This is a genomic window from Paenibacillus konkukensis (assembly GCF_023523925.1).
GTDB lineage: Bacteria > Bacillota > Bacilli > Paenibacillales > NBRC-103111 > Paenibacillus_S > Paenibacillus_S doosanensis.
Window position 1 is genome coordinate 3,694,846 of the sequence record NZ_CP027059.1, and the last position, 26,843, is coordinate 3,721,688.

Genomic DNA, 26,843 nt, shown 5'->3' on the forward strand with positions numbered 1-26,843 from the left:
CACCAACCATCTAATAAGAATTTAGTTTATTAACAATGGGTATTTCTAATCTAAAGCTAACATTTTTCTCAGTTCCCTACTCAATTCCATTGCTACAGATTCCCAGGTATAACTTTTAACTACCTTTTCTCTTCCTGATTCCCCAAGGCATTTCGAAAAACTGGTATCAGTTAATATTTTATTTATGTTTAAACTTAGATTATCCTTAGTAGAAATAATCCCGTCGACATTATCCTGAACCAATTCAACAAACGCAGCACATTTTTCATTAACAATAACCGGTTTTCCCTGCATCCAAGCTTCAAGGATAACAATTCCAAAACTCTCACTTTCACTCATTGTTACCAAACAAGAGCAATGCTTAAGTGCCGAGATAACTACCGGTCTTTCTAACTCATTAAAATAAAATGCTTCATCTGGATGTATTGGTTCAAAATCTTCATCTCTTCCTATTAATACCAAGTTGCATTTCTTTTCATTTTTATTCACTTTTTTAACAGCCTCAATAACCCATTTGTAGTTCTTAGCACCTGTTTTTCTTCCAAGCACGAGTACATATGGTAGTTTTGAAGCATATAGAGTAAAAAAGCTTGAATCGTTATCTACTACATACTCTGGTGGATTAACTGCACCACCTGGCAAAGATAATGTATTATTAGCATTTATTTTATTGTAAAACCACTGAATTGCTTTATTTGGAAATGCGACTATTTTATCAGCTTGCCTTAAAATATCATAATAAGATTTCCAATGGTAAAATTCATCTTCCATATGAAAATGAGGAATTACAACATAAGGCTTAGTAAATTTTTTAGCATATTGCGCCGCTACAACTGAGGTATTAAATGGAATACTGTGCCCAACGATTACGTCATATTGATGTGCATTATTTTCAAGCCATTTTTCTAATTCACTAGACACAGGACCCCTAGTTCTTTGAAATAAAGCCTCTAATTTCCCTTCGCGTCCTTCTGCAATTTTTATCAAACTCTCAATATACCGCTCAGGATAATAGCTCTTCATGAATTCTTTATAATCTTCAATCAGAGGTAACTCTTTGATCGTCGATTCATCCATATATTCTATGGTTTTAAGAATAAATCCAAACGTTCTAGGGTCAGCCCCATCTGTATGTGTATCTGTCTCAATACTAATCACATCTCGATTAAATGGTCCTTCTAATAATATTTCAAAGTTGCCATAAATGGTTTTATTAAAGATATTTGAATTGCTATTCAGAATAACACTAATTTTTTTCCTTTTTGGACTAATACCTTTCAATATGAGTTTCTCTGCCTCATTAATAAAAATCAAGGCTTTCCCAGATGACCAAACAGAATATTTATCATTGTCCTTTTCTGGGTAATACCAACCACCCAGTAACATATTTTTATCATACTTATCTAAGTGGTCTAGAGATATAGTAAGAGACTCCTCCATCCAAGAATTATATAACATTCTGCTATTTTCAATCAGCATATTGTCTGAAAGTTTATCAGATTGAAAATAATGCAATATAGTATCTTGAAAAAGCCCGATGTTCTTCTCATTCTTTAAGTTTGATCCGTCAATAGCAAAATGGTATTTGTTATATAAATCTTTTAAGTTAACTGAAGCGATGTCAATGGAAAAATCACCAATTGTATCTAACTGCTCAACTAAGTTTAGCATATATGCTTCGGCTCCACCAAGAGGTGGATTTGTAAAGCGATACGTAACAATAAGCATTTTTTTCTTTTGACTATTACCTCTAAAAATTTCTTGCTTTATAATCCCGTCTAATTTGGAGGCTAAAATTCCCCAATCTAGCTCACTTGTCACATAATTAAATGCATTTGTTGCAAGTTTACTTTTTAATTCTAAATCATCTATTAATTTACTAATTTGTTTTTTGGTCTCAAATAAATCACAAATTAATGCTTCTTTTTCATGCTGTATTGAAAATCCACGAGCTCCAAATTTTGTGGTTACAACAGGAAGTTTATGAGAAAAGTATTCGGCAATTTTCAGATTTGAACCCGAACCACTAGCCATTGGATTTATTGCAATATCGGATATTTTCAGCAGTGCATTTTTATAGTCTTCATCTAGCTTACCAAACAATAGAACATTATCAGGAGCAATATCAGTAATTGCATCACATACAGATCCTATTATAATAAAATAGCAATTTGCTAATTCATTTGCTAACTGGTTCACAATAAAATTTGCTGCATCTACATTTGGCTGATGAGAGCTACCGATAAATAAAACAATAGGGTGAGAACCAAAAATTCTTTTCACCTTTATTAAGTCTAAATTTTCACTACTGTGTGCAATTTCCACTCCATTTTGTATAGTATATACTTTTTTACTTGAGGATATTAAACTATTTAGTCCTTCATGATCATTATCAGAAACGCTAATAACAAATTTACTTAATTGCATAGCTTTAGTTTCAGCAATTGTCACTTTATTAATTAAGAATTCATATTTAGGGTGACCCTTTAGTAATTTCATTTTTAAATCAGTTTCAAAATTATGGCTTTCATAAACCACTGGTTTTTCAATATTTATATTTAAAGCATCTACCATATATGGATGAGAGAGAATAATTAAATCAGAAATATGTGCACAGTTATGAGTAATATTCGTTAAAAACTCATTTTTTGAAACCATATAAGAAGTAACAATATCCGTAGCACTTATCCAGTGCTGCTTATTAATCGAAATTTCTTCATCAATATGTTTGCTGGTTTTTGGAACTGATATTTCAATAAAACTTTTATTTATATTCGTCAATTTAATTTTATCTGAACCATTAAGACAAAGTAGAATTACTTTATTATTATTAGACAAATGTGAGTACAATTGATTAATTCGTACTTCCCCACCTGAAACTGGCGAAGAACATTCAAAATCATTAAGTACAAAAATGATCTTCTTATCAGCAATAGCTTGTAATTTATTTATTTTTGAATTAATATTTACTGCAATACTTTCCCATGAAAAGTGCGAGTTGATGAAGTCCCTTCCCTTCTTAGAGATAGACTCCATTAATATTTCATCATCCAACAATTCAATAATTTTAGCTGCAAAATCAGTCTTACTTGCTAAAAGAAAATGATCGCGATTTACCAAATTAATTCCACGAACACCACAATCCGTTGATATGAGTGGAATACCTGCTGATAGATACTCTAATGTTTTGAGATTAGTCCCTGCTCCTGAAAACATGGGGTTTATTGCAACATCTGTATTAACAAATACATCTTCCTTTGTCTTCTCATCTATTCGACCTAATAATTTAATGTTGTTTCCAAATTTTTTATTCTTAAATGGGTCGCAGCAGTTACCTGCTATAATAAATTCGATATTGGGACATTTTGGGGCTATATTATTAATAATAAATTCAGTTGCTTCTATATTCGGAGGGTGGGCACTTCCAATAAATAATGCTTTTTTCACATTTTTGTTTTTCTCTCTCAAAAGCCGCTTTAATAAACCATCTACCTCCCACTCCTTCGGATTAATTCCATTTGGAGCTAAATGAATTTTTTCAGCACTTGCACCAAACTCCCTAATGAAACTTATCTTCTCTTCTTCGGAAGTAGTAAATACTATCTCTGATCCAAGAACGAGTCTGCGTTCTAATGAATTTATATAGTTTAAAAATTTTGGGGCATTTGGTCCCTTCCAGATTTGTTTTACCAAAAAGGATTCATAATTATGACTGTTGTATATTCTTGGTTTATTATCAACACCAAAAAATAGATCATATTCTAGCATATACGGGAAGTCATGAATAATTATATCCGACTGTTGATATAATTTATTGTAGTATTCATGATATTTATTTGGTGTTTTTGAACTCAAAGCACAAACAAGTGCAGAAATTTCCTGTCCTATCTCTTCCTTATCGATTTCCATATGAAGTTGGTTATGAATATCTTCTTTTGGAATCCTATATTCTCTAAAAGATTCAGAAAAATTAATGCATTCAAGTTTATGGTCACAATAGGTGGGCGATAATAAAGTAATATTATGTTCCTTGCTAAGATGGTAATATATATTAAAATATCTTAATTCACCGCCACTAGTTGGCGGTTGAAATGCAGGAAAAAAATTCATGACTAAAATATTCATTTTTTTTCACTCCAAATTTATGCTTTATACGCTATAATGGAAAAGTCTTGTTCCATATTAAACTTATAAATTATTTCATCAACATATTTTTGCCCAGTATATTCTGGTTCTTCACGCTTATGAAGTCGTACTATTTTAGGTTTAATATATCCCCTCTGTTCAACCAAAAATTTAACCGTATCTGGAACAAGAGGATTTATATGCGTAGGGTCACCCCTAAATGTAAACGCACCTACCCAAATACTTTCAGGATTAGGTGTTTCAAAGATAATCATTCCACCAGGTTTTAAAACTCGAAGCGCTTCATCAAATAATGTTATTAATTTATTTAGCGGTAAGTGCTCAATAATATGAAAACCAGTTATAACAGAAGTGCTCCCTTTCTTTTGAGATCGCAAATACTCTATTGCATCACACAAATTAGCATTAAGCCCCAATTCAACACAGCTATCCACCATGACCTTATTCATATCTACGCCTATTGCTTTGAAATCGTTATTTTCTAATAACTCAAGCCATTCACCACGTCCACAACCTATGTCTATTACGGAGTTATCTCCTGTTCTTTCTCTTACCTTATCTACATAAGGTAAGTAAACTTCTAATCTTACCTTTATATCTTCTCTAGTTCCTCTAAATTGATCTTCAAAACTTACATACATAGCATCACTAAAATGTGCTTCATTATCAACTAAGGTTTTCATCTGTGCCTCATCCAATGGAGCTGGCAACCTTTTTCTAGTTTCCTCCAAAAAGAAATTGAGTCTTCTTTGCAATTCAATAATATTTAATTTATGATCCTTTATTTGTTTATTTATAGAATTAATAATTAGGTAGTTTTCATTGATTCTTTCGATAGAAGACTGAATTTCTTTGATTTCCTCAAAAGTTGAAATTTTAAAATCATTAATATCTTGTTGCAATTTTTCATTTTCAAACACTAATTTGGTGTATTTTTCACTCACTTTTTCATTAGTAGATTCTATATCTATAAATTTAGTCCTAAAACCCTCAATATCCCCCAAGTAATTCTTAATTTCATTTAGTTGTTTTAATTCCTCATTCATTTCGTCAATCTGATGCATTTTTTGTGTTATTTCATCAATATCATATCGATTGCCGTTTAATTGGCTAGTATCAACTTGAAAATTTGCAATTGAATTATTAATTTTAATGAAATACTGTTCAATTTCTTGAGTTAGTGTATCTAGCACTTTTGTTTGTTCTGTATAACGACAGTTCATAAACATTTCATACTGATTTATATTTTTGATTATTTTTGGAAGTTTAATTACACTCACTATCAACCTCAAAAAATAACCCAAAATTGGAATTTTATAAAAGCTATTAAATAAAAAAGGTAAGGTAAGCCCCTTAACTTTAATATTGTTTCTTCTAGCTTCTTTTGAAAACTTTATTCTTCCTAGAATTTCAATTTTATTCAATGTCCCCGATCTTAATTGTCCTAAATAATATTCCATGCCTTGGGGTTCTGGGTTTCTTTTCAATAATCCTCTATACACATTTCTAACAAAATCCTCATCATGATAATTTAGAAAATCAGAAAGATGATACTCATCTTTTGGTTGCAAAAAATTAACATTATTAAACTTCGGAAGATTTATATTCCATTCTGATATATCAAAAAGCTCCTCAGTCTTATTTAAGCTTTTATTAATCGCACGCAATACTTCAGTTACTTCTATTTTAGGTAACATGAAAATGTCTCCTTACAATATTATTTAAGGACTTTATTATATATATCGAATGTTTGAAATGCTGTTAAGCTCCATGAAAATTTACCTGCTTGTTGTAAACTTTGTTCAGAAAGTCTAGTACGCAAGTTAGCATCCTGCGATAACATAGCAATTGCTCCTGCTATTGATAGTGTATCAAATGGATTTACAAGTAAAGCGGCAGCTCCAGCAACTTCAGGCATTGAAGATAAATTTGAAGTGATTACTGGCAACCCCGATTGCATAGCTTCTAGAATCGGCAGACCAAAACCTTCATACAATGAAACATATATAAAAACATCTGCTATATTATAAATCAACGGTAAATCATTCTCTTCAACATATCCAGCAATAATTACTTGATCTAACAAATTCAATTCATTTATTTTCTGAAGAATTTTTTCAAATTCAATCCCTTTACTTCCAACTAATACAAGCTTCTGATCGAATTCAAAATCTTTCCTAGCTAAATCAAAAGCCTCAATTAACCGTAATATATTTTTTCGTGGTTCAATTGTCCCTACGTATAAGAAAAAAGAGTCTGGTAATTTATATTTGCTCTTAATTTTCGAAAGCTCTTCTTTCGAATTTCTTTGAAAAAAACGTCCTGATGCAGCTAGTGGAGTACATGCTATCTTTTCAGGATTATAATTAAAGTGGTCTATTATCTCTTGTCTAACACTTTGTGAAACGGTTATAACAAAATCAGAATTGTATAGTGAATGGATTGCCCATTTTTTATGGTGTTTTACTATTTCTTTAGGCATTAGTTCTGGGTATTTAATGAATGCGAGATCATGAAAAGTTACTATTTTTTTAGCACTTAATGTTGGCCAAACATGGAAGTTAACTCCATGAAAAATATCAAAATTACTAGCAGCATATTCCACTTTCAATAAATTATAAATTCTGGAGTGTACGTTCATACTTCTCAGTTTATCATAGGGTAATAATATTTTACTAATATCGCCTAGATCAGTGGGAATGGAATGAGATGGCCTCACTCCATTTATCGCTAGATTTAATTTTATTTGCTTGTACATAGCCAAGTGTTGTACTAAATTTAATGTATAATATCCTATTCCTGTTTTTCGAGAAACTAATGGAGATGCATCCATTATTATTTTCATTGTATTATCCATTCATGCTTCAATTTACAAATACCAACATCATGAACATTCGATTTAACTTGGAAACTATACTTACCCACTTGATAATCATAAGCTGTACCATCTAATTTGTGAACTGCTATATCTATTAAGTAAGAACCTTCAATTAAATTCAAACTATCGATATCGATATATACTGTTCCCTTAGATGAAAGCTTCTCGACCTTTATATTGTCTATTTCAGTATTTGTTCCATAGCATTTAATGCCGTCAATTGTATTAATCGCTATACCAAATACAACATCTTCATTATTTTTATGCATAAGATAATTGATTTTGAAACGCACTTTCTCTCCTGAAGTAAAATAATAGATTTCCTGCGCTTTATCGTTGTATAGTTTTAAATTAGTTAATTCAATCTCCCTATTTCCCCATCTATTTTTTTCTTCTTCATTCGAAAGTTGAACTTCATCATTTTCTATTTCTGATTCATCGTTTTGTTGTTGCTTTTGATTATTTAAGCGAATTCCATCCTCTTCTGCCATAAAATCCAAATATTCATTAATAACAACCTTAGAGTTTCCTGATTTAACTATTTTCCCTTTATTTAACCAAATCACCTCATCGCATAATATCTCCATTGTATGATTATCATGGGATACAATCACAATAGTTTTGCCTTGTCGTTTCAACTCTTTGAGTTTATTAATGCATTTTTTTTGAAAGGAGGTATCTCCAACCGAAAGAACCTCATCTATAAGCAAAATATCAGGATTTACATTGATAGCAACAGAAAAGGCTAGTCTCATATACATACCTGAAGAATAACTTCGTAGAGGGTTATTTATGAACTCTTCTAATTCAGAGAATTCTATGATTGACTGCAATTTTTGGTCAATTTCTTTTTTCGTTAAGCCAAGAATCGAAGCATTCATGTAGATATTTTCCATTCCAGTAAAATCAGTATGAAATCCCGCACCTAACTCCAATAGACTGGAAACTCGACCTTGAATTTTTATTGAACCATTTGTAGGATACATAATTCGGGTCATAAGTTTAAGCAGTGTGCTTTTTCCAGAACCATTTTTACCAATTAATCCAACAGTTTTTCCAGCTTCTATTTGACAACTTACGTCTTTTAAAGCCCAAAATTCCTCTGATTTCTCTTTTCCACGATATATCAATTTTTCTTTTAGCGTTACATTTTTTTCCTTTTTCAACACGAATTTTTTGGTAACATTTTTCACATCGATCAGTACCATATTCATTACCTCTTTTATATTTCTTCTGCAAAACTTTTTTGAAGTTTGTTAAATATTGCCCAACCAATAACTAATACAATTAAGGAATAAAGAAGATAAAGAAATAAATGAGAAAAGTCAGGCATCACACCGTAATAAAAAATGTTTCTATAAGCTTGGATTATTTCAGTCATTGGATTTAATAAAAAATAGAACTGGAACTCTTTGGGAACCATACTAATAGGAAAAATAATAGGAGTTATATAAAAAGCTGCTTGTAGTACAATTGCAATAATATGTTCCAAGTCTCTAAAATAAACATTCATTGCGCTGACTATTAAACTTATTCCAAGAACAAGCAAGGTTTGGACAAATAAAATAAGAGGAAATGCAACCAGAGATATATTAATGTGGATCCCTGTTAGCAACAGAGATGGAATTAATATCACCAAACCAAAAAAATAATTAATGACACCTGCTATTATTACTGATAAAGGAAGTATCTCTCTTGGGAAATATATTTTTTTAACCAAATTACTATTTCTTAAAATAATACCAGAACAGCTTTGTATGCATGACGAAAAAAAAGTCCAAGGTAAAATAGCACAAAATAAAAACATAGGATAGTTCTCAATATTCTGTCTCATGATAAATGAGAATACAACAGAATAAATTGCAAGGAGTAATAGCGGATTTAGGAATGTCCATAAAAATCCCATTACAGATCCTTTGTATCTAGTTCGTAAATCTGTAAGTACTAAACTCTTTAGCATTTGTCTGTAACTATAAAGCTCACTAATTCTCCTAATCATTTAATTAATCTCCTTACAGTTGCTATTCAAATAATTTAAAGATATTTATCCAATTTGTGCTCTCTTAACTCTTTAATTATCGATTTAATCTCCTGAGCCCGATCTTTCGCGCAGATTAAAGTAACATCTTCTGTATCAATAATAATCAAATTCTCAATGCCTAGCGTTGCAATCAACTTCCCATTGCTCTCAATAATAGAATCTTTCGTATCAATACTTAAAATATTGCCCTTAATAACATTACCATTACTATCTTTATCATTAATTCTTTCGAGCGCTGTCCAGCTGCCTACATCATCCCATCCAAAAATACATGGAATGACAAAAATCTTCTCCGCCTTTTCCATAATTCCATAGTCGATAGATTGATCGGGCATTTTAGGAAATTCAGACCTAATAACCTGGTTTATATTATTAGACTTAAAAGCGACCTTCATTGTTTCAAGTAAATCATTCATTTCAGGCATAAATTTTTTAATATAACGCCTAATAGTATTAATCTTCCAAATAAAAATACCGCTGTTCCAATAATAGTTTCCTGCCGCAAGGTACTCTTTCGCTTTTTCCAAGTTAGGTTTTTCAACAAATTGGTTAACCTGGAAAACATTCATATCATTAATATTCAAGCGATTTTGAGTACTCTCAATATAACCATAACCTGTTTCGGGGTAATTCGGAGTAATTCCAAGAGTAACAAGAGAGTCTGAATCATGCTCGCAAACCATTGCCGCGGTATTGAGTATATTAACAAAACGTTCCTCATTTTCTACAATGTGATCAGAAGGTAACACAATCATTGTGCTGTCGGGAAATTTTTCTTCTATAATAATTGAGGCTACCCCAACACAGGGTGCAGTATTTCTTCCTATAGGCTCAATAATAATGTTATCCAAAGGTAAATTTGGAATTTGAGCATGAATTAACTCAGCATATAATTCGTTGGTTACTACAAAAATCTGTTCGATAGAGATAAGTTTTTCTAATCTTGATACTGTTTGTTGTATCATAGATTTGTTACCTGATATATTCAGGAATTGTTTGGGTAAGTTTGTTCGACTTTTAGGCCAAAACCGTTCTCCTTTTCCTCCTGCCATGATCACAGCTGTAAGTGTCATATGGTTTCCTCCAAATATCGACAAAGATTTCTAATGTTTTATACTAATTGAGTTAATCTTATTCATTATAACTGATTAAATAAAAACAAAGCAATGAAAAGTGCCAATTTATTACATCCTTTCCGGTTACTTTTTATCCAAATTCCAACAATTTCTAATGCACTATTTTTCAAATGCTATACTGGTAATATATATTCTTGCTTTTTCTGCAAGTTTCGCAATACAATTGATTCAAAAGAAAATAATAATGGAGGGTTTGTAAGGTGAGTTATCCATTTGCCACCAAAACATCCAATAATATGCTTCCGACATTAGAATTAAATAGAAAACTTGAAAATAGAAAAAATATGGCTTTAATTATGGCTTTCTGCTTTATGATCATCGAAATTGCTTCATTTACAACTCTTTATTTCATTTTATATGAATACCGAATTTCACAGGAATTTGGTGAATCAATCAATTTATTCACCACTAATTTCCCAAGATTTATGAATTACATTATATTTTTCGCTATTTCGTCATTGCTTTATTTATTTTTTATTTTTAGATACAAGATTTATCACTTTCGTTCAAATTCGGGTTTAGCAGATGAATTGTTTAAAATGGCCAAATCTTATTCTTTTGCAGTTATAATAACCATTGGCATTAGTTTTTTAATGAAATACACTGATTTTTCGCGATTAGTCGTAATTGCATACTGGTTTTCTGCTATTGTTTTGTCCGCAGTACTGCGAATATTAAAAAGGTTACTGTACTTCAGATTAGCTAATAATGATCTTGTTTGTAAAAATGTCATTATTGTAGGAGCCGGAAAAGTTGGAAAGTCGTTAATGGATGAGCTTACACATAATAAATCGTTTGGTTATAAAGTAGTCGGCTTTGTGGATGACCATGATAAAGATGATTTTCTTGATATTCAAAATTTAGGTCAAACTTCCGAGTTAAACTTATTACTTCAGAAATATATTGTAGATGAAATCATTATTACTATTCCTTCTGAAAGAGAATTGGTAAATCAGATTATTAAAGATTTCAGAAAGCTTGATATCAAAATTAAAATTATACCGGATCTATTTAACTTAGTAATGAGCACAGTTCAAATAGGTAACATTAATGCATTACCCGTTGTAACATTAGTAAAAACACCTATGCGAGGACTTGGCCTTATAGCAAAAAGAATTTTTGATATTCTCACTGCTTCGGTATTACTGTTAATGATTAGCCCAGTTTTTCTTATTACGTCACTTGCTATTAAATTAGATTCTGAGGGAAGTATTTTCTATAAACAAACCCGCCTTGGAAAAAATGGCAAGCAGTTTGGTATGCTGAAATTTAGGTCAATGATTACTAATGCAGAAGCTATGCTAAAAAGTCTGGAAAATCAAAATGAAATGGATAATATTGTTTTCAAAATGAAGGATGATCCTCGCGTTACAAAGGTTGGTCGTTTTATTCGTAAATATTCTATAGATGAACTACCACAGCTCATAAATGTTATTAAGGGTGATATGAGTCTTGTCGGCCCTCGTCCTCCTCTTCCAAAAGAAGTTCAATGCTATGGCGACTGGGAATGGAGGAGACTAGAAGTATTACCAGGAATAACAGGACTTTGGCAGGTTAGCGGACGCAGTGACCTTTCCTTCAATCAATGGATGAATCTTGACGTTTATTACATCGAGAATTGGAGCTTAGGGCTTGATCTAAAAATTCTAATTAAAACTATTCCAGTAGTACTAAAAGGAGAAGGAGCGTATTAATTTGCATGTATATTTAGATGCCCAGCCTTTGCTGGGCGCGCGTTCCGGCGTTTCCAATTATGTTCGTAATCTGTATGAGAATTTATTGGACTTACATCTGGATGTAGATTTATTTTTTAATCGAATTGCAAAAAATATTCATGTTAACGAACTACCCTTAAAAGTTCATCAAGAAAAAATATCCCTTACCAATAGTCGTTACCCTTACAAAGTAATTCGAAGGCTTATGAAACCAAATTTTTTATATGAATATCCTTTTGATTTTTATAATCAGACATTCGAAACAATTTTTCATGGGACTAATTTCACTCATACTCCAATTAAAGGAAATAAAACAGTTATTACTATTCATGATTTAGCCTATATGATCTATCCTGAAACAACCAGTGAAAAAATATACAAACATCATACAAAATGGGTCCCTTATAGCGCCGAGCGTGCAACAAAAATTATCGCTGTATCTCAACATACAAAAAAGGATATTATGCGGTTACTTGGAATATCCGAGGATAAAATCGAAGTCATTCATCTAGCTGCAGATCCTTGCTACAAACCTCTCGATAAGGAATTCGTTCAAGCCGCAGTAAACAAATATAACTTACCAGAAAATTATATACTATTTGTCGGTACACTTGAGCCTAGGAAGAACCTCATGGGTCTTCTCAAGGCTTTTCAATATTTATTGCAAAATTACGAATGCGATCATCACCTTGTCATTGTTGGAGCCAAAGGTTGGAAATACACTCCTCTCTTTGATTTTCTCCAAAGTAACCGCTTGGAATCCAAAGTTATATTTACTGGATTTATTGAGGATGAGGATCTCGCGGCTATTTATAATGGCGCCAAAATTTTTGTTATGCCTTCTATTTATGAAGGCTTTGGGATTCCCATCATAGAGGCAATGAATTGTGGGGTACCCGTGATTGCTTCTAACGTCTCTTCTATACCTGAAATTGTAGATAAACATGGGATATTATTACCTCCAGATGAACATGAACTATGGGCTACAGAAATCTATGGATTACTAAATAATGAATCCAAGCATGCCTATTATAAACAGCTTTCAATGGAAAGAGCCTCTCATTTCAGCTGGAGGAAGACTGCTTTGGAAACCAAATTGGTATATGATAAAATATTGAACATGTGATGAGAAAGGAGCCCTTGCATGAAAATCGCACTTGTTCATGATTATCTGAACCAATATGGGGGAGCGGAGCGTGTTCTGGAATGTTTCATGGACATGTTCCCCGATGCTCCCGTCTACACGATTATTTCCGATTTGGACCGTATGCCTCGCAGATTCAAGCAGGCCAATATTATAAATTCATTTGTACAGAATGTCCCTTTTTCCAAAAAACATTATAAAAAAATGTTAAGCCTTCTTCCTCACGCCGTGGAAAGCTTCGACTTGCGCGGCTATGATGTGATTTTAAGCAGCTCAAGCGCGTTTGCTAAAGGCATTATAACAAACCCTTCGCAGATTCATATTTGTTACTGCCATACTCCCATGAGATATGTATGGGACTTGTATCATCAATATTTAGCCGAGATCCATAATCCAATTTATAAAAACGTACTCCCTTTTATTTTGCACAAAATACGCAACTGGGACTATGTAAATTCGCAGCGAGTGGATTATTATATCGCGAATTCCGAAAATGTTTCCCGGAGAATTAGAAAATATTATAATCTTCCAAGTGAGGTCATTCACCCTCCGGTTGCCTTTGATCGTTTTGGCGCGCCGACGGAAAGCGGAGATTATTTTTTAATCGTTTCAAGGTTGATTCCTTATAAAAGGATTGATCTCGTTATAGAGGCCTTTAATCGGCTCCAACTGCCGCTTGTTATCATCGGCGACGGGTACGATCGCAGCAGGCTGCAAAAGCTTGCCGGGCCGACGGTTCAGCTCCTGGGCTATCAATCCGATGAAGTCATCTCGCAATATTATGCCGGCTGCAAAGCTTTCATTTTAGCTGGAGAGGAGGACTTTGGCATCACGCCTCTCGAAGCACAAGCCAATGGGAAACCTGTCATAGCCTATGGTAAAGGCGGTGCGCTTGAAACTGTAGCCGAAGGGACAAGCGGCGTGTTTTTCCGCGAGCCTTCTGCAGATAGCTTAATTCAGTCGCTGAAGCACTTCAACACCTTGAGCTTTGATTCGCAAATTATTCGGCAGCATGCAGATCAGTTTAACGAGACAAGGTTTAAAAACCAAATTTCATCATTTATCGACAATGCAATTAAACAGAAGGAGCAGCCTCATGTATAAGAAAAATAAGCAAATAGTGAGTGAAGAGAAAACATCCATTTTATTTTGGATATTGACGGCCTTTGTCGTTCTTTTTATGTTCTGGGCCCCGTTTCAAAAAGGTTTATTTAACGGAAATACTTTTGACTTTGAACGTCCGATTTACAGTTCGTTGGTATGGGGCTTCATCATCATGTTTCTTGCCTCTTTGTACTTGCTTTTTAACTGGAAACTGCAGGACCACCGCGACTGGCTTAGCTTATTCGTTTGGCTTTTACCCTTTACGTATTTATTAGCGAGAATTCACGAAGCTTCCCGTTATTATTCCACGAATATGCTGTATATACAGATGCTTTATTCGATCTTTTTCATTCTCGGACTGTATCTATGCAGGAGCTCTCTTGGAAACCGAATCATTACATACTGCATTATGGTTTCAGGTTATGTAGTTGTTTGGTTCGGGATGATAAATTGGCTTGGTTATAAATCGCTTTCCGCTTCATTGGTGCAATGGTTCGCCATTATACAGAACAATGAATATAAAGATGCCGTTATGATGGCGGATAATCAGCTGCGTCTAACTTCCATTTTCCAGTACGCAAACTCTTATGCCGCTTATCTGATCGCCCTACTGCTTGCCGCGGCCTATCTGATTGTAAAAACACGTAAGCCTGCATCGATACTAATACACGCTTTCATGCTGGTTCCTATGCTAGTTTCGCTGCTGCTCACGCTTTCGAGGGGCGGACTTGTCATATTGCCCGTTGTTCTTTTATTGGTACTGCCGTTTATGAAAATTACAAAGCAAATATTTGTTTTCATTCATTTTGGCATTGCCGGATTAATCTCGATGCTTATTTTAAACAAAATTACTTTGGTCGGAGAGCAGTTTTATCTTCACCAGGATCTGTCCACAGCATCGACGGGACTTTGGATCTTACTCGGTTCCTCCGTCGGCTGTGCAGTAATCATCTGGCTGCTTCAGCGATTTGTTTATCCCATTTTGGAAAATTATTTTGAAGCTAAAATTAAAAACCGGTTCGCCAATATTTTGCTGCCTGCCGCTGCATTAATTGTCGGTTGTCTAGGTATATTTATTGTCTTTGGCAATACGGGCGCTTTGAATCTATTTCCCGACTATATTAAGCAGCGTATCGAAAATATCAACTTTGAACAACACAGTGTACTGGAGAGAGGCACTTTTTATAAAGACTCCATCAAGCTGCTCAACGATTATCCTCTGACAGGTGCCGGAGGCGGCGCTTGGGCAGCCCTATATGAGAAATATCAAAACAACCCTTATGTAAGCAGACAAGCACATAATTTCTTTATTCAATATCTAGTAGAAACGGGCATAATCGGAATCCTGATTCTTCTTGCTTTCTTAATCTATATTTTTTACTTGTATATACATCGTCAATTGAAAGCTCCGCAAAGCAACGAGAACCACCATGTATTTTTTATTTTTACAATAGCGTTGCTTGTTCACAGTATCATTGACTTCGATTTGAGCTTTGTATTTCTTGGAGTTCTTGTCTTCTTATGCTTGGGAGCCATGATCTCCCATATTGATACGAGCGCAACGGCCAAGTTCATCAAACCAAACGCTTTGCCTTATATTAACAAGGGCGTACCGGCGGTTTTACTGGTATTATCAATAGTAATGTTCTTTATTTCGACTCAAAACCTTAATGCAAATAGCTTGTTCAGCTCAGCGGTTGCTAATGCTTCGGGCAACAAGCCCATTAACGAAGTATTCAATACCGTGGATAAAGCTTTAAAAATACATCCTAATCAGCCCGATTACTCCATCTATAAAATTAATATTTTAATGCAAGGCTATCAACAAACGAAAGACGAACAGTACTACACTTTGTTAATGGACCAAATTAACCAGTTGAAACAAACGGAGCCTCATAACCGCTATCTCATCGATCAAGAGCTTCAGGCCTATCTTTTAAAGGATCAATTAACGCAAGCGCACGATTTAGCGAGATCCCAAATTAGCAATTTTCCGTGGGATATTACTTTGTATGAAAAAGTCATTTCCTATGATTTAGGTCTTAGCGAACAGGCTAGAGCTCAGCACAACGAAGCATTGATGACCCAATATTGGAACGATGCCTTCGACATTCACAACATGGTTCTTGCCAAAATGAAAGATCTTGAAAGCTTGCCGAAAGCCCAGGTACAAGGACGAGAGTTTGATGTCACCAAAACGATGGCGTTCAATTTGGGACAAATCGAATATATTCGCGGTCAATACGCTTCCGCCACTGAATATTTGAAGATGTATGTAAACGATCAGTTCAATGATGAAATGGAGCAGGACATTGCAAGATGGTATCTCGCCTCGCTTCAAAAACAAAATAAAAACGATCAAGCGCTGTACGATAAGTTAATTGCCAAACATCCTGATGAAAAGGATGAAATTAACAAGCTGGCAAACGCAACTTTTTCCGTTAAATAACGTTCTATTATTTGGGAAACATTTTTTTCTTCAAGATGCTACCAAAATTAGCGAACAGATGTTAGAATAGGCTCTATGTGTTTGAATAACAAAGGCTGTGCCTTATGTTATAGAAGCCCCCATGGAAAGGAGGTGAAAAGAGATAATGGCGAATAGAAATAACCTAAATGGATCAAACAGAGAAAGAAATAGGAGGAGAAACCTGGTGTTGAATCGCAATTTTGTTAAGAAGACTTCTGCAATGCTATCTTTAATGCTTGTTATCGCTATGATGGTTCCTGTACTGGCTTTCGCCGCAACCGGTTTTTCTAATTTGACTTATAAATACGGTTCGGTTTCCGGCAGCGTTTATTCCGATGTTTATCTGGACGCAAGTAAAAATGATGCCGTATATGTGAATGTGTATAGCCCTGGCACTAATGGTCAATTTTTGGGAACTGCACAAGCTGTTTACAATAATGTATATGACCCTGCCAAGGATGGTTCTACACAATCGGAAGCTTGGATGTAGGTAATACTTACACTTCCTTGACAGTAAATACGACGGTTTACAAAGACGGCGTTGTGTCCGTTAACGATTCCGTGTACTCTACTGTTAGCAACACCACACCGACCAACAATAACCGTGGTGGTGGCGGCGGTGGCGGTGGCGGCGGAATTTCCACTGGTAACGGAACGATCTCCGTTAGCAGCGACGGTTCCGTAGACGCATCTACACTGTCCAGTGCTTTGTCTAACAATGACACTGTTACGTTGAATCTCTCCGGAGATATTGCTCTTCTTCCTGCTTCTGCTTTGGTAGACGCAGTAAAAGCCGGCAAAACGATCGTGCTTGTTAACAGCAATGGTACTTTGACTCTTCCGCTTTCCGTATTGAAACTGGATGATCTTGCAACAACTCTCGGAATTAAAGTAGAGGACATGAAGATCAAAGTATCCATCGCGAAAGTAACCGGCGCAACAGCCGATGATCTTAAAGCAGCTGCAACAGCATTGGGCGCTACTCAAGTGGCTAACGCTGTAGACTTCGACGTCGTAGCAGTAGATAACGGCAGCAAAACAGCAGCAGTTGACTTCGGTAACACTTATGTATCTCGTTCCATCAACGTTTCGAAAGCTGTTGATTCCAGTAAGGCAACGGGTGTTCTGTTCAATGACACTACGAAAAAGCTGAGCTTCGTTCCATCCACCTTCTCCACTGAGGATGATCAAACGATCGCAACGCTGAAACGTAACGGAAGCAGCATCTATACGGTTGTTGAAAACAGCAAAAGCTTTGCTGACGTAGCTTCCCACTGGTCCAAAACAGACGTTGAGCTTCTGGCTAACAAATTGGTTGTCGACGGTGTAACTGACACTCAATTCCAACCAGACCGCAACATCACCCGCGCTGAGTTTGCAGCTTTGGTTGTTCGTGCTCTTGGCTTGACTCCACAAACTGGAGCTGGCAAGTTCAAAGACGTAAGCTCCGATGCTTGGTATGCAAGCACTGTAGCAACAGCATCTTACGCTGGTATCATCGATGGTTATGAAGACAACACATTCCGTCCTGACGCGCAAATCACTCGTGAAGAATTGGCGGCTATGGTTGTTCGTGCCATGAACTATGTTGATATCGCGACGAATGTATCCGATCCTCAAAGCGTTTTGAGCAAGTACAAAGACGCTGATCAAATTGTATGGGCTCAAAAAGAAATCGCTGCTGCGATCAACGCTGGTTTGATTAACGGTATGACTGATGATACTATCGGTTCCGCAAGCCAAGCTACTCGCGCACAATCGGCTACTATGCTGAAACGTTTCTTGAGCACAGCTCGCTTCATCAACTAATTACGGAAAAGACCTGATACTTCGGTATCGGGTCTTTTTTTGTTCTCCTTTCCGGACAAACAGTGGCCGGAGGACGTTTTCGCGTAACAGCCGTCTTTTTCATCAGACTATTATCTGACGAACGCGTTTTAAAGGTGCTAAACGCCTGTATAAGCCTCTATTTGTAAAATACATACAACGGACAAGGATATCTATTAATGAAGCTACAGACAAGCTCTTGCGCTTGTCACAGCGCGATTGCTGCACGGGGCGTCACAGTATCGACTGCTGCTTGATTCCCAAGCCTTCATCCATTCTCATCATGTAAGCTTCAAGCGGAAGCAGTCTGTAGAAGCGCGGTCGCGGCCGCCTTTGTCCCCTCGATTCGACCAACCTTCACGGGCCAGCAGTTCAATAAATCGGGGAAAGGCAGCGGTCGGAAGGCATTTTTGCTTGTGCAGTCAGCGTTTTTCCCGAATAACAAAAAAGGCTTCTCACAAGTTCGAAATCGAACCTATGAGAAACCTTTTTGATTTATTCATAACGATGGTTCTTCCGCAGAAGAACCACGGATGCTACGGGCTGTTCTGCCCGTATTTCCGCCTTGATCGCGTTTGGCTCAACTGGTAATCCAATCGGCCGCTTCATCGCGGTCGTTCCTCCTCGAATGGCTTCGATGAGGTTTTGATTACATCATTCCACCCATACCGCCCATGCCGCCCATATCAGGCATAGCTGGTTTGTCTTTCTCCGGTTTGTCGGCGATAACCGCTTCGGTAGTCAAGAACATAGCCGCAACGGAAGCTGCGTTTTGCAGAGCGGAACGAGTTACTTTAGCAGGGTCAACGATACCGGATTCGAACATATTCACCCATTCGCCGGTAGCTGCGTTGTAGCCGATGCCTACTGCTTCTTTCTTCAGACGCTCAACGATAACGGAGCCTTCTTGGCCAGCGTTAGCTGAGATCGTGCGTACAGGCTCTTCCAGAGCGCGCAGGACGATGTTTACGCCGGTTTGCTCGTCGCCGGACGATTGTACAGCTGCAACCGCGCTGTATACGTTAACCAGAGCCGTACCACCGCCGGATACGATGCCTTCTTCTACTGCAGCGCGAGTAGCGTTCAGAGCGTCTTCGATGCGAAGCTTGCGCTCTTTCAACTCGGTTTCGGTGGCTGCGCCGACTTTGATTACCGCTACGCCGCCGGCCAATTTAGCCAGACGCTCTTGCAGCTTCTCTTTGTCGAAGTCGGAAGTCGTTTCTTCCAGTTGAGCGCGGATTTGGGAAATGCGAGCGCCGATGTCTTTTTTGTCGCCAGCGCCGTCCACGATAATCGTGTTTTCTTTCGTTACGCGAACTTGACGAGCCGTACCCAGTTGGTCCGGACGAGTGGATTTCAGATCCAAGCCAAGATCTTCCGTGATTACTTGTCCGCCAGTCAAGGCAGCGATATCTTGCAGCATGGCTTTGCGGCGGTCGCCGAAGCCAGGAGCTTTTACCGCTACGCAAGTGAACGTGCCGCGCAGTCTGTTCATGATCAAGGTAGCCAATGCTTCGCCCTCTACGTCTTCGGCGATAAGCAGAAGCGGTTTGCCTTGTTGTACGATTTTCTCAAGCACAGGCAGGATCTCTTGGATGTTGGAGATTTTTTTGTCTGTGATCAAGATGTATGGGTTTTCCAATACAGCTTCCATTTTATCCGTATCGGTGATCATGTAAGGAGAGATGTAGCCGCGGTCGAATTGCATACCTTCAACCACTTCCAGCTCCGTAGCGAAGCCTTTGGACTCTTCAACGGTGATAACGCCGTCTTTGCCCACTTTTTCCATAGCTTCGGCGATCAGTTCGCCTACTTCTTCGTCAGCAGCGGAGATAGCCGCAACTTGCGCGATGGATTGTTTGCCTTCGATTGCTTTGGAGATGTTTTTCAATTCTTCTACAGCCGCTTTAACCGCTTTGTCGATCCCTTTGCGGATTACCATAGGGTTAGCGCCTGCCGTTACGTTTTTCAAGCCTTCGCGGATCATCGCTTGAGCCAGAACGGTTGCAGTTGTTGTACCGTCGCCGGCAACATCGTTCGTTTTGGTCGCTACTTCTTTAACGAGCTGAGCGCCCATGTTCTCGAACGCGTCTTCCAATTCGATTTCTTTGGCAATGGTCACGCCGTCGTTAGTGATCAGCGGGCTGCCGAACTTTTTCTCCAAAACGACGTTGCGGCCTTTTGGACCCAAAGTGACTTTAACGGCATTTGCCAGCGCGTCAACACCACGAAGCATTGCGCGGCGAGCGTCTTCACTGAATTTAATTTCTTTTGCCATGAGTGATACCCTCCCGAAAAATATTGATTTTTATTTTAAGTCGTACCATTATTTGCATCATAAGTAGAAGCTGTTTCGCTCATAAAGCTGCAGCTGTTAGGCTAACTTAAGTAAGAACGCTCTAAATTAGGCAAGAACGGCAAGAATGTCGCTTTCCCGCATAATCAGAAGCTCGCGGCCATCGTACTTCACTTCAGTGCCAGCGTATTTGGAGAAAATAATGCGGTCGCCTTCTTTCACTTCAAGCGGAATACGCTCTCCGTCTTTCAGAGTGCCGCTGCCAACTGCTACGATTTTGCCTTCTTGCGGCTTCTCTTTGGCAGTGTCCGGCAACACGATACCGCTTGCTGTGGTTTCCTCCTTAGCAATGGCTTCAATGACTACGCGATCACCCAACGGTTTGATCATGAGAAAATAGCCTCCTTTAGATTATGGTTGTTCATTTTTCCGTTAGCACTCGAATTGACTAAGTGCTAACAACACTTATTATGATAATCAGTTTGCGTGAATTTTGCAAGTGGTTTTACCGATTTTTCACACCCCATTCATTGTATCCAGACGAAAATAATTTATACGAGCCGTCAACGGAAGAAAAAAGCCTGCCCCAAGCCGTGCCGAAACGGTGGAGCAGACTTTATTTGGCGCCGTATTCCTCTTCCCACGCCCGGTCTTTGAGCAGCTGCTTGCGGTAGACGAGCCCCGACAAAAACACGCTGAACTCGTACAGTATGATCATCGGAACCGACACGACGATAGCAGAAACCGCATCGGGAGGCGTGATCATCGCGGCGATAATAACGAGAATCAAATACGCGTAGCGGCGAATCTTGTGCAGTCTCTTCGGGTTCAGGATGCGAAGCTGCGTTAAAAACATAATGACGATCGGCAGCTCGAACAGCAGAGAAATCGGAATGAGAATATTGAACATAAACGAAAAATATTGCGAAGCCCCGTACGTCTCTTCGAGCCCGAGCTTTGCCGTAATACCAGACGTAAACAAAAAGGCCATTTTAAATACAACGAAATAAGCAAATGCCAAGCCTATCAGGAACAATAAGAAAGCAAAGGGCACGAATTTCAAAGACGCCCGCTGCTCCTCCTCCCGCAAACCTGGCTTTAAAAAAGCCCACAGATGATATAAAGCGACAGGGATCGTAATAATGAGTCCGGTCACCAAAGCGAAGCTCATATACATGCGAATCGCATCCCACGGTGAAAAGACATGCCACGGAATATCCTTCGCAGGAGATACGCTTTTCAAATACATAATGAGCGGTTGTGCCACGATGATGCCGATGACCATTCCAAGAATAAGAACGACCAGCACCCATATAATGCGCTTGCGCAGCTCGCCGAGGTGCTCGACCAGTGACATCCCTTCATCGAGATCCATATCTATTCACCTTTCCTGGTTGTAAAATGGAATGACGGCCGTTAATCGGGCAATCTGCGGGTATCAGACGCAGCCGGCTTCTCTTGCTGGGCAGCGGCAGCCGGCGCATCGGACGATGAGCTGGCAGGCGCCGTAGAACCCGTTGAAGACGAGGACGGGGTCACGTCCTTGCGCGAGGGCTGCGGCTGCGAATCCGTCTCTTGAAGGTCGCCCATCAAATCGTTGGCCGTTTTCTTGAATTCACGCATCGTTTTGCCCAGAGCTCTCCCCAGCTCCGGCAGCTTGTTCGGCCCGAACAAAACCAAAGCGACGATAGCGATAAGCAGCAAGTGAGAAATACTCAACTGCCGGACCTCCTTTATATATCATGCTTTAAATGGGTGGTGATTTCGTCGTGGCCTGCGGTCGATAGAGGTTTCACTCGCTGTTGCAGCCGGATTCTCTCATTTTTAACCCCTCACGCGGGGAAAGTCCGTCTACTAAGGCGACCGCTTACGCTGTTCCAGCTCTCTACCGACTCTCCGCCCACTTTTTCACCAGGCTTTTAAACAATCCCGCGGATCGCGGGCAAACAAACGGCAGCAGCTTGCGGCCGCACTAGCAGCCAAGCAAGCCGCCGTAGCCCATCTCGGTAATATCCTCGCGCACGATCGTCTCCCCAGCGCAAATGCGCGGCAGCAGCACGTCGAACGATGTATAAGGATCATGCATGACGCATCCGGGCAGCCCCATAATCGGCACCTCGCCCAAATATCCCATCAGCAGCATCGATCCCGGAAGCATCGGCGTGCCGTAGCTGACGATCGTCGCCCCCGCTTGTTTGATCGCTCCAGGCGTACGGTCGTCCGGGTCCACCGACATGCCGCCGGTCACAAGAATCAAATCCGCCTTCCGCTCGTCCAAGAAATAGCGGATTTCGCGCACGATAGCATCGCTCTCGTCAGGCGCAAGACGCTGCTCGATCACCTCGGAGCCGAGCGCGGCCACCTTCTCTTTCACGACGGAGCCGAATTTATCCTGTATGCGGCCTTTGTACACTTCGCTTCCGGTTGTAATTAATCCTACGCGAAGCGGACGAAACGGTTTCACTTCGACGAGCGGCATCGTTATCCTCTGCTCCACCATGCGGATCTTCTCATCCTCAATAATGAGCGGAACGACCCGGGTGCCGATCAGTGCCTGTCCGGGACGGACAACCGTATTCGTCTTGATCGTGGACATCACGATTTGATCGATGGCATTCACCGCGTCGACCAGCGGCTTGCGAACCGAGGCTAGTCCGTGTATGGTTGACCTAAGCGTTATTTTTCCTTCATGAGGCGCGCCCAGCTCCACATTCGATCCTGCCGCGGCATGAGCCATCCGCAGCGCCGCTTCGTCTTCATGCAGCCATCCCCGCTCCAGAGCCATGACGTAAATATGCTCCTTGCCGATGCTGAGCAGCGCAGGGATATCGCTTTCTTCGATGACATGTCCTTTTTTAAACAACCGGCCTTTGAACTGCCCCGGAATAATCTGCGTCAAATCATGCGCCAGCCGCATCCCGACGGCTTCCTCCACCTTCACCTCGCGAAGCATGGCATCAGGCTTCATATCCGTGATCTCCTTCACGCTCGGTCAATATCCCCAACGCATGAGGCAGCTGATCCATAATGGCGGCCAGATTTTCCGATACGCCCTTCGGACTGCCCGGAAGATTAATAATCAGCGTTCTGCCGCGAATGCCCGATACGGCTCGGGAGAGCATCGCTCGGGGCGTCTTTTGCATCGAGATCATCCGCATCGCTTCGGCAAAGCCGGGTGCCAGGCGGTCGATGACTCCCAGAGTAGCTTCCGGCGTCACATCGCGGGGGCAAGTCCGGTTCCGCCCGTCGTCAGTATGAGATCGACCTTGAAATAATCGGTCATTTCGATCAGCGCAGCCATAATCTCGTCCTTCTCGTCGGGAACGACACGGTACTCGATGATTTCCCCGTTGATCTCCTCTTCGATCAGCTCCCGAATCACTTGGGCGCTCGTATCCTCTCGCTCTCCCCGGGATCCTCGGTCGCTTGCCGTTAAAATCGCCACTTTCCAACGCATAAGCTTACTCCTCTCCATGGGCTTATTGTACCGTAAAGTGATTACTTACCGGTATCGTTTCTATAGAAATCTCCGCTTTTCCCCCCGGTTTTTCTGACGAGATGCGTAGGGCCGATCTCCATTGCTTTCTCGGCCGCCTTGCACATGTCGTAGACGGTCAGCGCGGCTGCGGATACGGCCGTTAGCGCCTCCATCTCGACACCGGTCTGACCTTTTGTTTTCACTGTCGCTTCAATATAAAGCTCATTGCGCCCGTTATCGGAGAAGCGCACGTCGACGCCGGTGAGCGACAGCGGATGGCACATCGGAATCCAGTCCGATGTTTTTTTGGCGGCCATGATCGCGGCCACTTGAGCGACCGCCAGCACATCCCCTTTGCCGATCCGTCCTTCCTTGATCAGAGCGAGCGTCGAAGGCTGCATGGCGACCGTCGTCCGCGCCGTCGCGCTGCGGCTTGTCTCCTGCTTCTCCGAAATGTCGACCATCCGCGCCCGGCCTTCTTCATTAAAATGCGTGAATGGATTGGAATCCGTCATCCGTTCTTCAAGCCTCCTGTTTGAGCCGCGCGAATCGTTCTCGCTTCCGTAATCAGCTCGTCCAGCCGGAAATCGAACAAGCCCATGGGAACTTCCTTGATCATTTGCAGATCGAAGGCGGCCGCGATAATATAAGGCTTGTCCCATCCGGCACGGACATACTGCTGCATGAACCGGTCGTAGAAGCCTCCTCCGTAGCCGAGCCTGCCGAGCTGCGTATCAAACGCCAGACCCGGAACGAGAATAACATCGATCTCCCTGACTTGGCGAAACTCCGGGGCGCCGGCCTTAGGCTCCGGAATGTTCCATGCGCCCTTCTCCAGATCATCGTAGGAGCTGATTTCGAACAGCTTAAGCTGCTTCGGATCATGCTGCACCTTCGGAACCAGAACGCGGTAGTTCTTAGCCCAGCATGCTTCCGTTACTGCGCTCACATCGACCTCGGACTTCACCGGAACATACGTAAATAAAGTCGGCCGATGCCCCGGCTTGGCGCAGGAATCCAAAATTTCGCCGATCCGCTTGTTTAAAGCTTCATTAATTTGTTGTGATTTTACGCTGTGCTGGGACGGGGAGAGTGCGTTTCTCTCGGCCTCCGCCTTCCGCCGCAGCTCAATTTTCCATTCTTTGATATTCATGTAACGGCCTCTCTTTGATGGGGTCGGAAACGTGAAGGAATTGCTCCGTAACGAAAAACATTATTTTCATTCAGTTTACAACAATTATCCGGTAAAAAAAAGCAAGGAAGGCATTTGTTCGCACTTCTTTTTCATTTTACTCCCATTTCACTCTATCCGCTTCGTCATGACATAGGGAAAACCGCCTCCGGACATTAGCGTTTCCGGCTTGGCGGGCCAAGCTTTCCCGGCATGGATCATACGGAATCGATACCCGAACCGGTCCCGATGCATGATAATGTTTAAAATAGTATTCCTTATATGGTCTAATGGATGCGTTCCGTTCAAGCATATTAATCGAGCAGCCGCGAGAACGAAATCTGATGAAGCACCGGAATATGATCGGACGCCTGCGTAGGCTCCGTCCAGGCGAAGCCGTCGCAGCTGTCGGCAAAGCTTGTGAAAATATGATCAATCTCTCCACCGTGCATAACCGTCGCTTGCGGACGATTCAGAGACACTTTATGCAGCCGCCTGTTCAGTTCCTTCATTAAAGGATCGTTATCCGGCATATTCAGATCGCCCATCAAAATAATCGGCGTACGGATGCTCTGCAATACGCGCAGCAGCTGCGGCATCTGCCTCGCCCTGTCCGATCCCGACACGCCCAAATGAGTCGTCACTATCGTGACGGACTCTTCCGGTCTCCCGCTCCCCGGTTGCCCTGCACCCCGCACTTTCATTTCCGCCGTCAGCACGACCCTCGGCTCCTTGTCGCCAGGCAGCGGGTAGGTCCGGACATGAGAGAGCGGATACCGGCTGAGCAGAGCGATTCCGTATTGTGAGACCCCTCTGCGCATAGCGGGTGCGAACGCATAAGCAAGCCCCAGCGATCGGGCCAACGATCGGGCCTGATCCTGCATGCCGCTGCGCCACTGGAACCGGTCTACCTCCTGAAGAGCGATTAGATCGGCTTTCCCCTGCTCGATTTGGCTTCGGATGGCGGCTAGCTGAACCTTTCCGTCCAAGCCTTTAGCATGACGAATATTAAAGGTCATAAAACATATCGAATCCGGTATGCCCACAGCCTGTTCCTTAGCGGATACCGCTATCGTATCGGGACGCAGATCAGCGGCCGATACCGCGAATATCAACAGCGCCAAAACAAGCAGCAATCCGCGTCCCGCCCGCTTCGGCAGCGCCGGTCCGGCTCCTTGGTTCAACTGAGGCTGCATACCCTCACCCGCTCTCCCTAAAAATATGTAACCTCCGATAACTTCGTAGAGGATTCCACTATACTTCCGAGCATACGATAACCCTTTTTGATTTGTATACTAGGAAACGGATGGCAAATTTCGCTCAGTTCACTTTCAGCTAACATTAATCTCCAGTTAAGCTAAGCTTCATAGCTTTTTCATATATTGGGCTTATACTCTTTAAGTGTAAGGCCATTTCATAATGAAGGTGGAGGAACGA

At 40.3% G+C, this 26,843-nt stretch carries 20 protein-coding genes and 1 pseudogene; 6 read left to right on the forward strand and 15 right to left on the reverse strand.

Translation table 11 applies throughout. The features are described 5' to 3' along the window. Window positions 1–45 precede the first annotated feature (45 nt). From SK3146_RS15815 to SK3146_RS15840, 6 genes are read right to left on the reverse strand one after another with little or no spacing between them, the layout of a single operon-like run. On the reverse strand, window positions 46–4,125 hold the full coding sequence (locus SK3146_RS15815) for a glycosyltransferase family 4 protein (RefSeq protein ID WP_249865917.1): 4,080 nt from the start codon (window positions 4,123–4,125) through the stop codon (window positions 46–48). A gap of 17 nt (window positions 4,126–4,142) precedes the next feature. Continuing rightward, window positions 4,143–5,843 (reverse strand): methyltransferase domain-containing protein, encoded by a 1,701-nt coding sequence (locus tag SK3146_RS15820; RefSeq protein WP_249865918.1) that lies wholly within the window; start codon window positions 5,841–5,843, stop codon window positions 4,143–4,145. 20 nt (window positions 5,844–5,863) lie between these two features. After that, window positions 5,864–7,003: a glycosyltransferase family 4 protein gene (locus SK3146_RS15825; RefSeq protein ID WP_249865919.1), complete on the reverse strand. Its 1,140-nt coding sequence runs from the start codon at window positions 7,001–7,003 to the stop codon at window positions 5,864–5,866. After that, window positions 6,988–8,232 (reverse strand): ABC transporter ATP-binding protein, encoded by a 1,245-nt coding sequence (locus tag SK3146_RS15830; protein ID WP_249865920.1) that lies wholly within the window; start codon window positions 8,230–8,232, stop codon window positions 6,988–6,990. Before SK3146_RS15830 ends, SK3146_RS15825 begins: the two co-directional genes overlap by 16 nt. 14 nt (window positions 8,233–8,246) lie before the next feature. Next, window positions 8,247–9,023, reverse strand: a complete 777-nt coding sequence (locus SK3146_RS15835; RefSeq protein ID WP_249865921.1) for an ABC transporter permease — start codon at window positions 9,021–9,023, stop codon at window positions 8,247–8,249. 35 nt (window positions 9,024–9,058) lie between these two features. After that, window positions 9,059–10,138, reverse strand: a complete 1,080-nt coding sequence (locus SK3146_RS15840) for a mannose-1-phosphate guanylyltransferase (protein ID WP_249865922.1) — start codon at window positions 10,136–10,138, stop codon at window positions 9,059–9,061. 263 nt (window positions 10,139–10,401) lie between these two features. Here SK3146_RS15840 and SK3146_RS15845 point away from each other — a divergent pair, with 263 nt between their 5' ends. The 6 genes from SK3146_RS15845 to SK3146_RS15870 all read left to right on the forward strand — a co-directional run bounded on the left by SK3146_RS15845 (window position 10,402) and on the right by SK3146_RS15870 (window position 18,443). Beyond that, complete coding sequence (locus SK3146_RS15845; protein WP_249865923.1) at window positions 10,402–11,895, forward strand: sugar transferase; 1,494 nt, start codon at window positions 10,402–10,404, stop codon at window positions 11,893–11,895. A gap of 1 nt (window position 11,896) precedes the next feature. Further along, a complete protein-coding gene (locus SK3146_RS15850; protein ID WP_249865924.1) occupies window positions 11,897–13,042 on the forward strand; it encodes a glycosyltransferase family 4 protein in 1,146 nt (381 codons plus the stop codon). Window positions 13,043–13,060: 18 nt separating this feature from the next. After that, entirely contained in the window at window positions 13,061–14,164 is a 1,104-nt protein-coding gene (locus SK3146_RS15855) for a glycosyltransferase (RefSeq protein ID WP_249865925.1), read from the forward strand. Next, window positions 14,157–16,613, forward strand: coding sequence for an O-antigen ligase family protein (locus SK3146_RS15860; RefSeq protein WP_249865926.1), 2,457 nt, complete (start codon window positions 14,157–14,159; stop codon window positions 16,611–16,613). The genes SK3146_RS15855 and SK3146_RS15860 overlap by 8 nt, the downstream gene beginning before the upstream one ends. 205 nt (window positions 16,614–16,818) lie before the next feature. Beyond that, window positions 16,819–17,124 (forward strand): hypothetical protein, encoded by a 306-nt coding sequence (locus SK3146_RS15865; RefSeq protein WP_249865927.1) that lies wholly within the window; start codon window positions 16,819–16,821, stop codon window positions 17,122–17,124. After that, window positions 17,115–18,443 carry an S-layer homology domain-containing protein gene (locus SK3146_RS15870; RefSeq protein WP_249865928.1) on the forward strand — a complete coding sequence of 443 codons (1,329 nt, stop codon included), beginning with the start codon at window positions 17,115–17,117 and terminating at the stop codon, window positions 18,441–18,443. The genes SK3146_RS15865 and SK3146_RS15870 overlap by 10 nt, the downstream gene beginning before the upstream one ends. A gap of 667 nt (window positions 18,444–19,110) precedes the next feature. Here SK3146_RS15870 and groL read toward each other — a convergent pair. The 9 genes and pseudogenes from groL to SK3146_RS15915 form a co-directional block, all read right to left on the reverse strand. Beyond that, window positions 19,111–20,739, reverse strand: coding sequence for a chaperonin GroEL (gene groL, locus SK3146_RS15875; protein WP_249865929.1), 1,629 nt, complete (start codon window positions 20,737–20,739; stop codon window positions 19,111–19,113). Between the two features lie 126 nt (window positions 20,740–20,865). Further along, window positions 20,866–21,147 (reverse strand): co-chaperone GroES, encoded by a 282-nt coding sequence (groES, locus tag SK3146_RS15880; RefSeq protein WP_249865930.1) that lies wholly within the window; start codon window positions 21,145–21,147, stop codon window positions 20,866–20,868. A gap of 226 nt (window positions 21,148–21,373) precedes the next feature. After that, a complete protein-coding gene (gene tatC, locus SK3146_RS15885; protein ID WP_249865931.1) occupies window positions 21,374–22,132 on the reverse strand; it encodes a twin-arginine translocase subunit TatC in 759 nt (252 codons plus the stop codon). 41 nt (window positions 22,133–22,173) lie between these two features. After that, window positions 22,174–22,476: a Sec-independent protein translocase subunit TatA/TatB gene (locus tag SK3146_RS35015; protein WP_283942827.1), complete on the reverse strand. Its 303-nt coding sequence runs from the start codon at window positions 22,474–22,476 to the stop codon at window positions 22,174–22,176. 253 nt (window positions 22,477–22,729) lie between these two features. Beyond that, window positions 22,730–23,725: a molybdopterin-binding protein gene (locus SK3146_RS15895; RefSeq protein WP_249865932.1), complete on the reverse strand. Its 996-nt coding sequence runs from the start codon at window positions 23,723–23,725 to the stop codon at window positions 22,730–22,732. After that, window positions 23,715–24,214, reverse strand: a pseudogene (gene mog, locus SK3146_RS15900) (molybdopterin adenylyltransferase). Before mog ends, SK3146_RS15895 begins: the two are co-directional and overlap by 11 nt. A gap of 41 nt (window positions 24,215–24,255) precedes the next feature. Then, window positions 24,256–24,750: a cyclic pyranopterin monophosphate synthase MoaC gene (gene moaC / locus SK3146_RS15905; RefSeq protein ID WP_249865933.1), complete on the reverse strand. Its 495-nt coding sequence runs from the start codon at window positions 24,748–24,750 to the stop codon at window positions 24,256–24,258. Next, on the reverse strand, window positions 24,747–25,388 hold the full coding sequence (locus SK3146_RS15910; RefSeq protein WP_249865934.1) for a 5-formyltetrahydrofolate cyclo-ligase: 642 nt from the start codon (window positions 25,386–25,388) through the stop codon (window positions 24,747–24,749). Before SK3146_RS15910 ends, moaC begins: the two co-directional genes overlap by 4 nt. A gap of 332 nt (window positions 25,389–25,720) precedes the next feature. Next, window positions 25,721–26,602 (reverse strand): endonuclease/exonuclease/phosphatase family protein, encoded by an 882-nt coding sequence (locus tag SK3146_RS15915; RefSeq protein WP_249865935.1) that lies wholly within the window; start codon window positions 26,600–26,602, stop codon window positions 25,721–25,723. Between the last annotated feature and the right edge of the window lie 241 nt (window positions 26,603–26,843).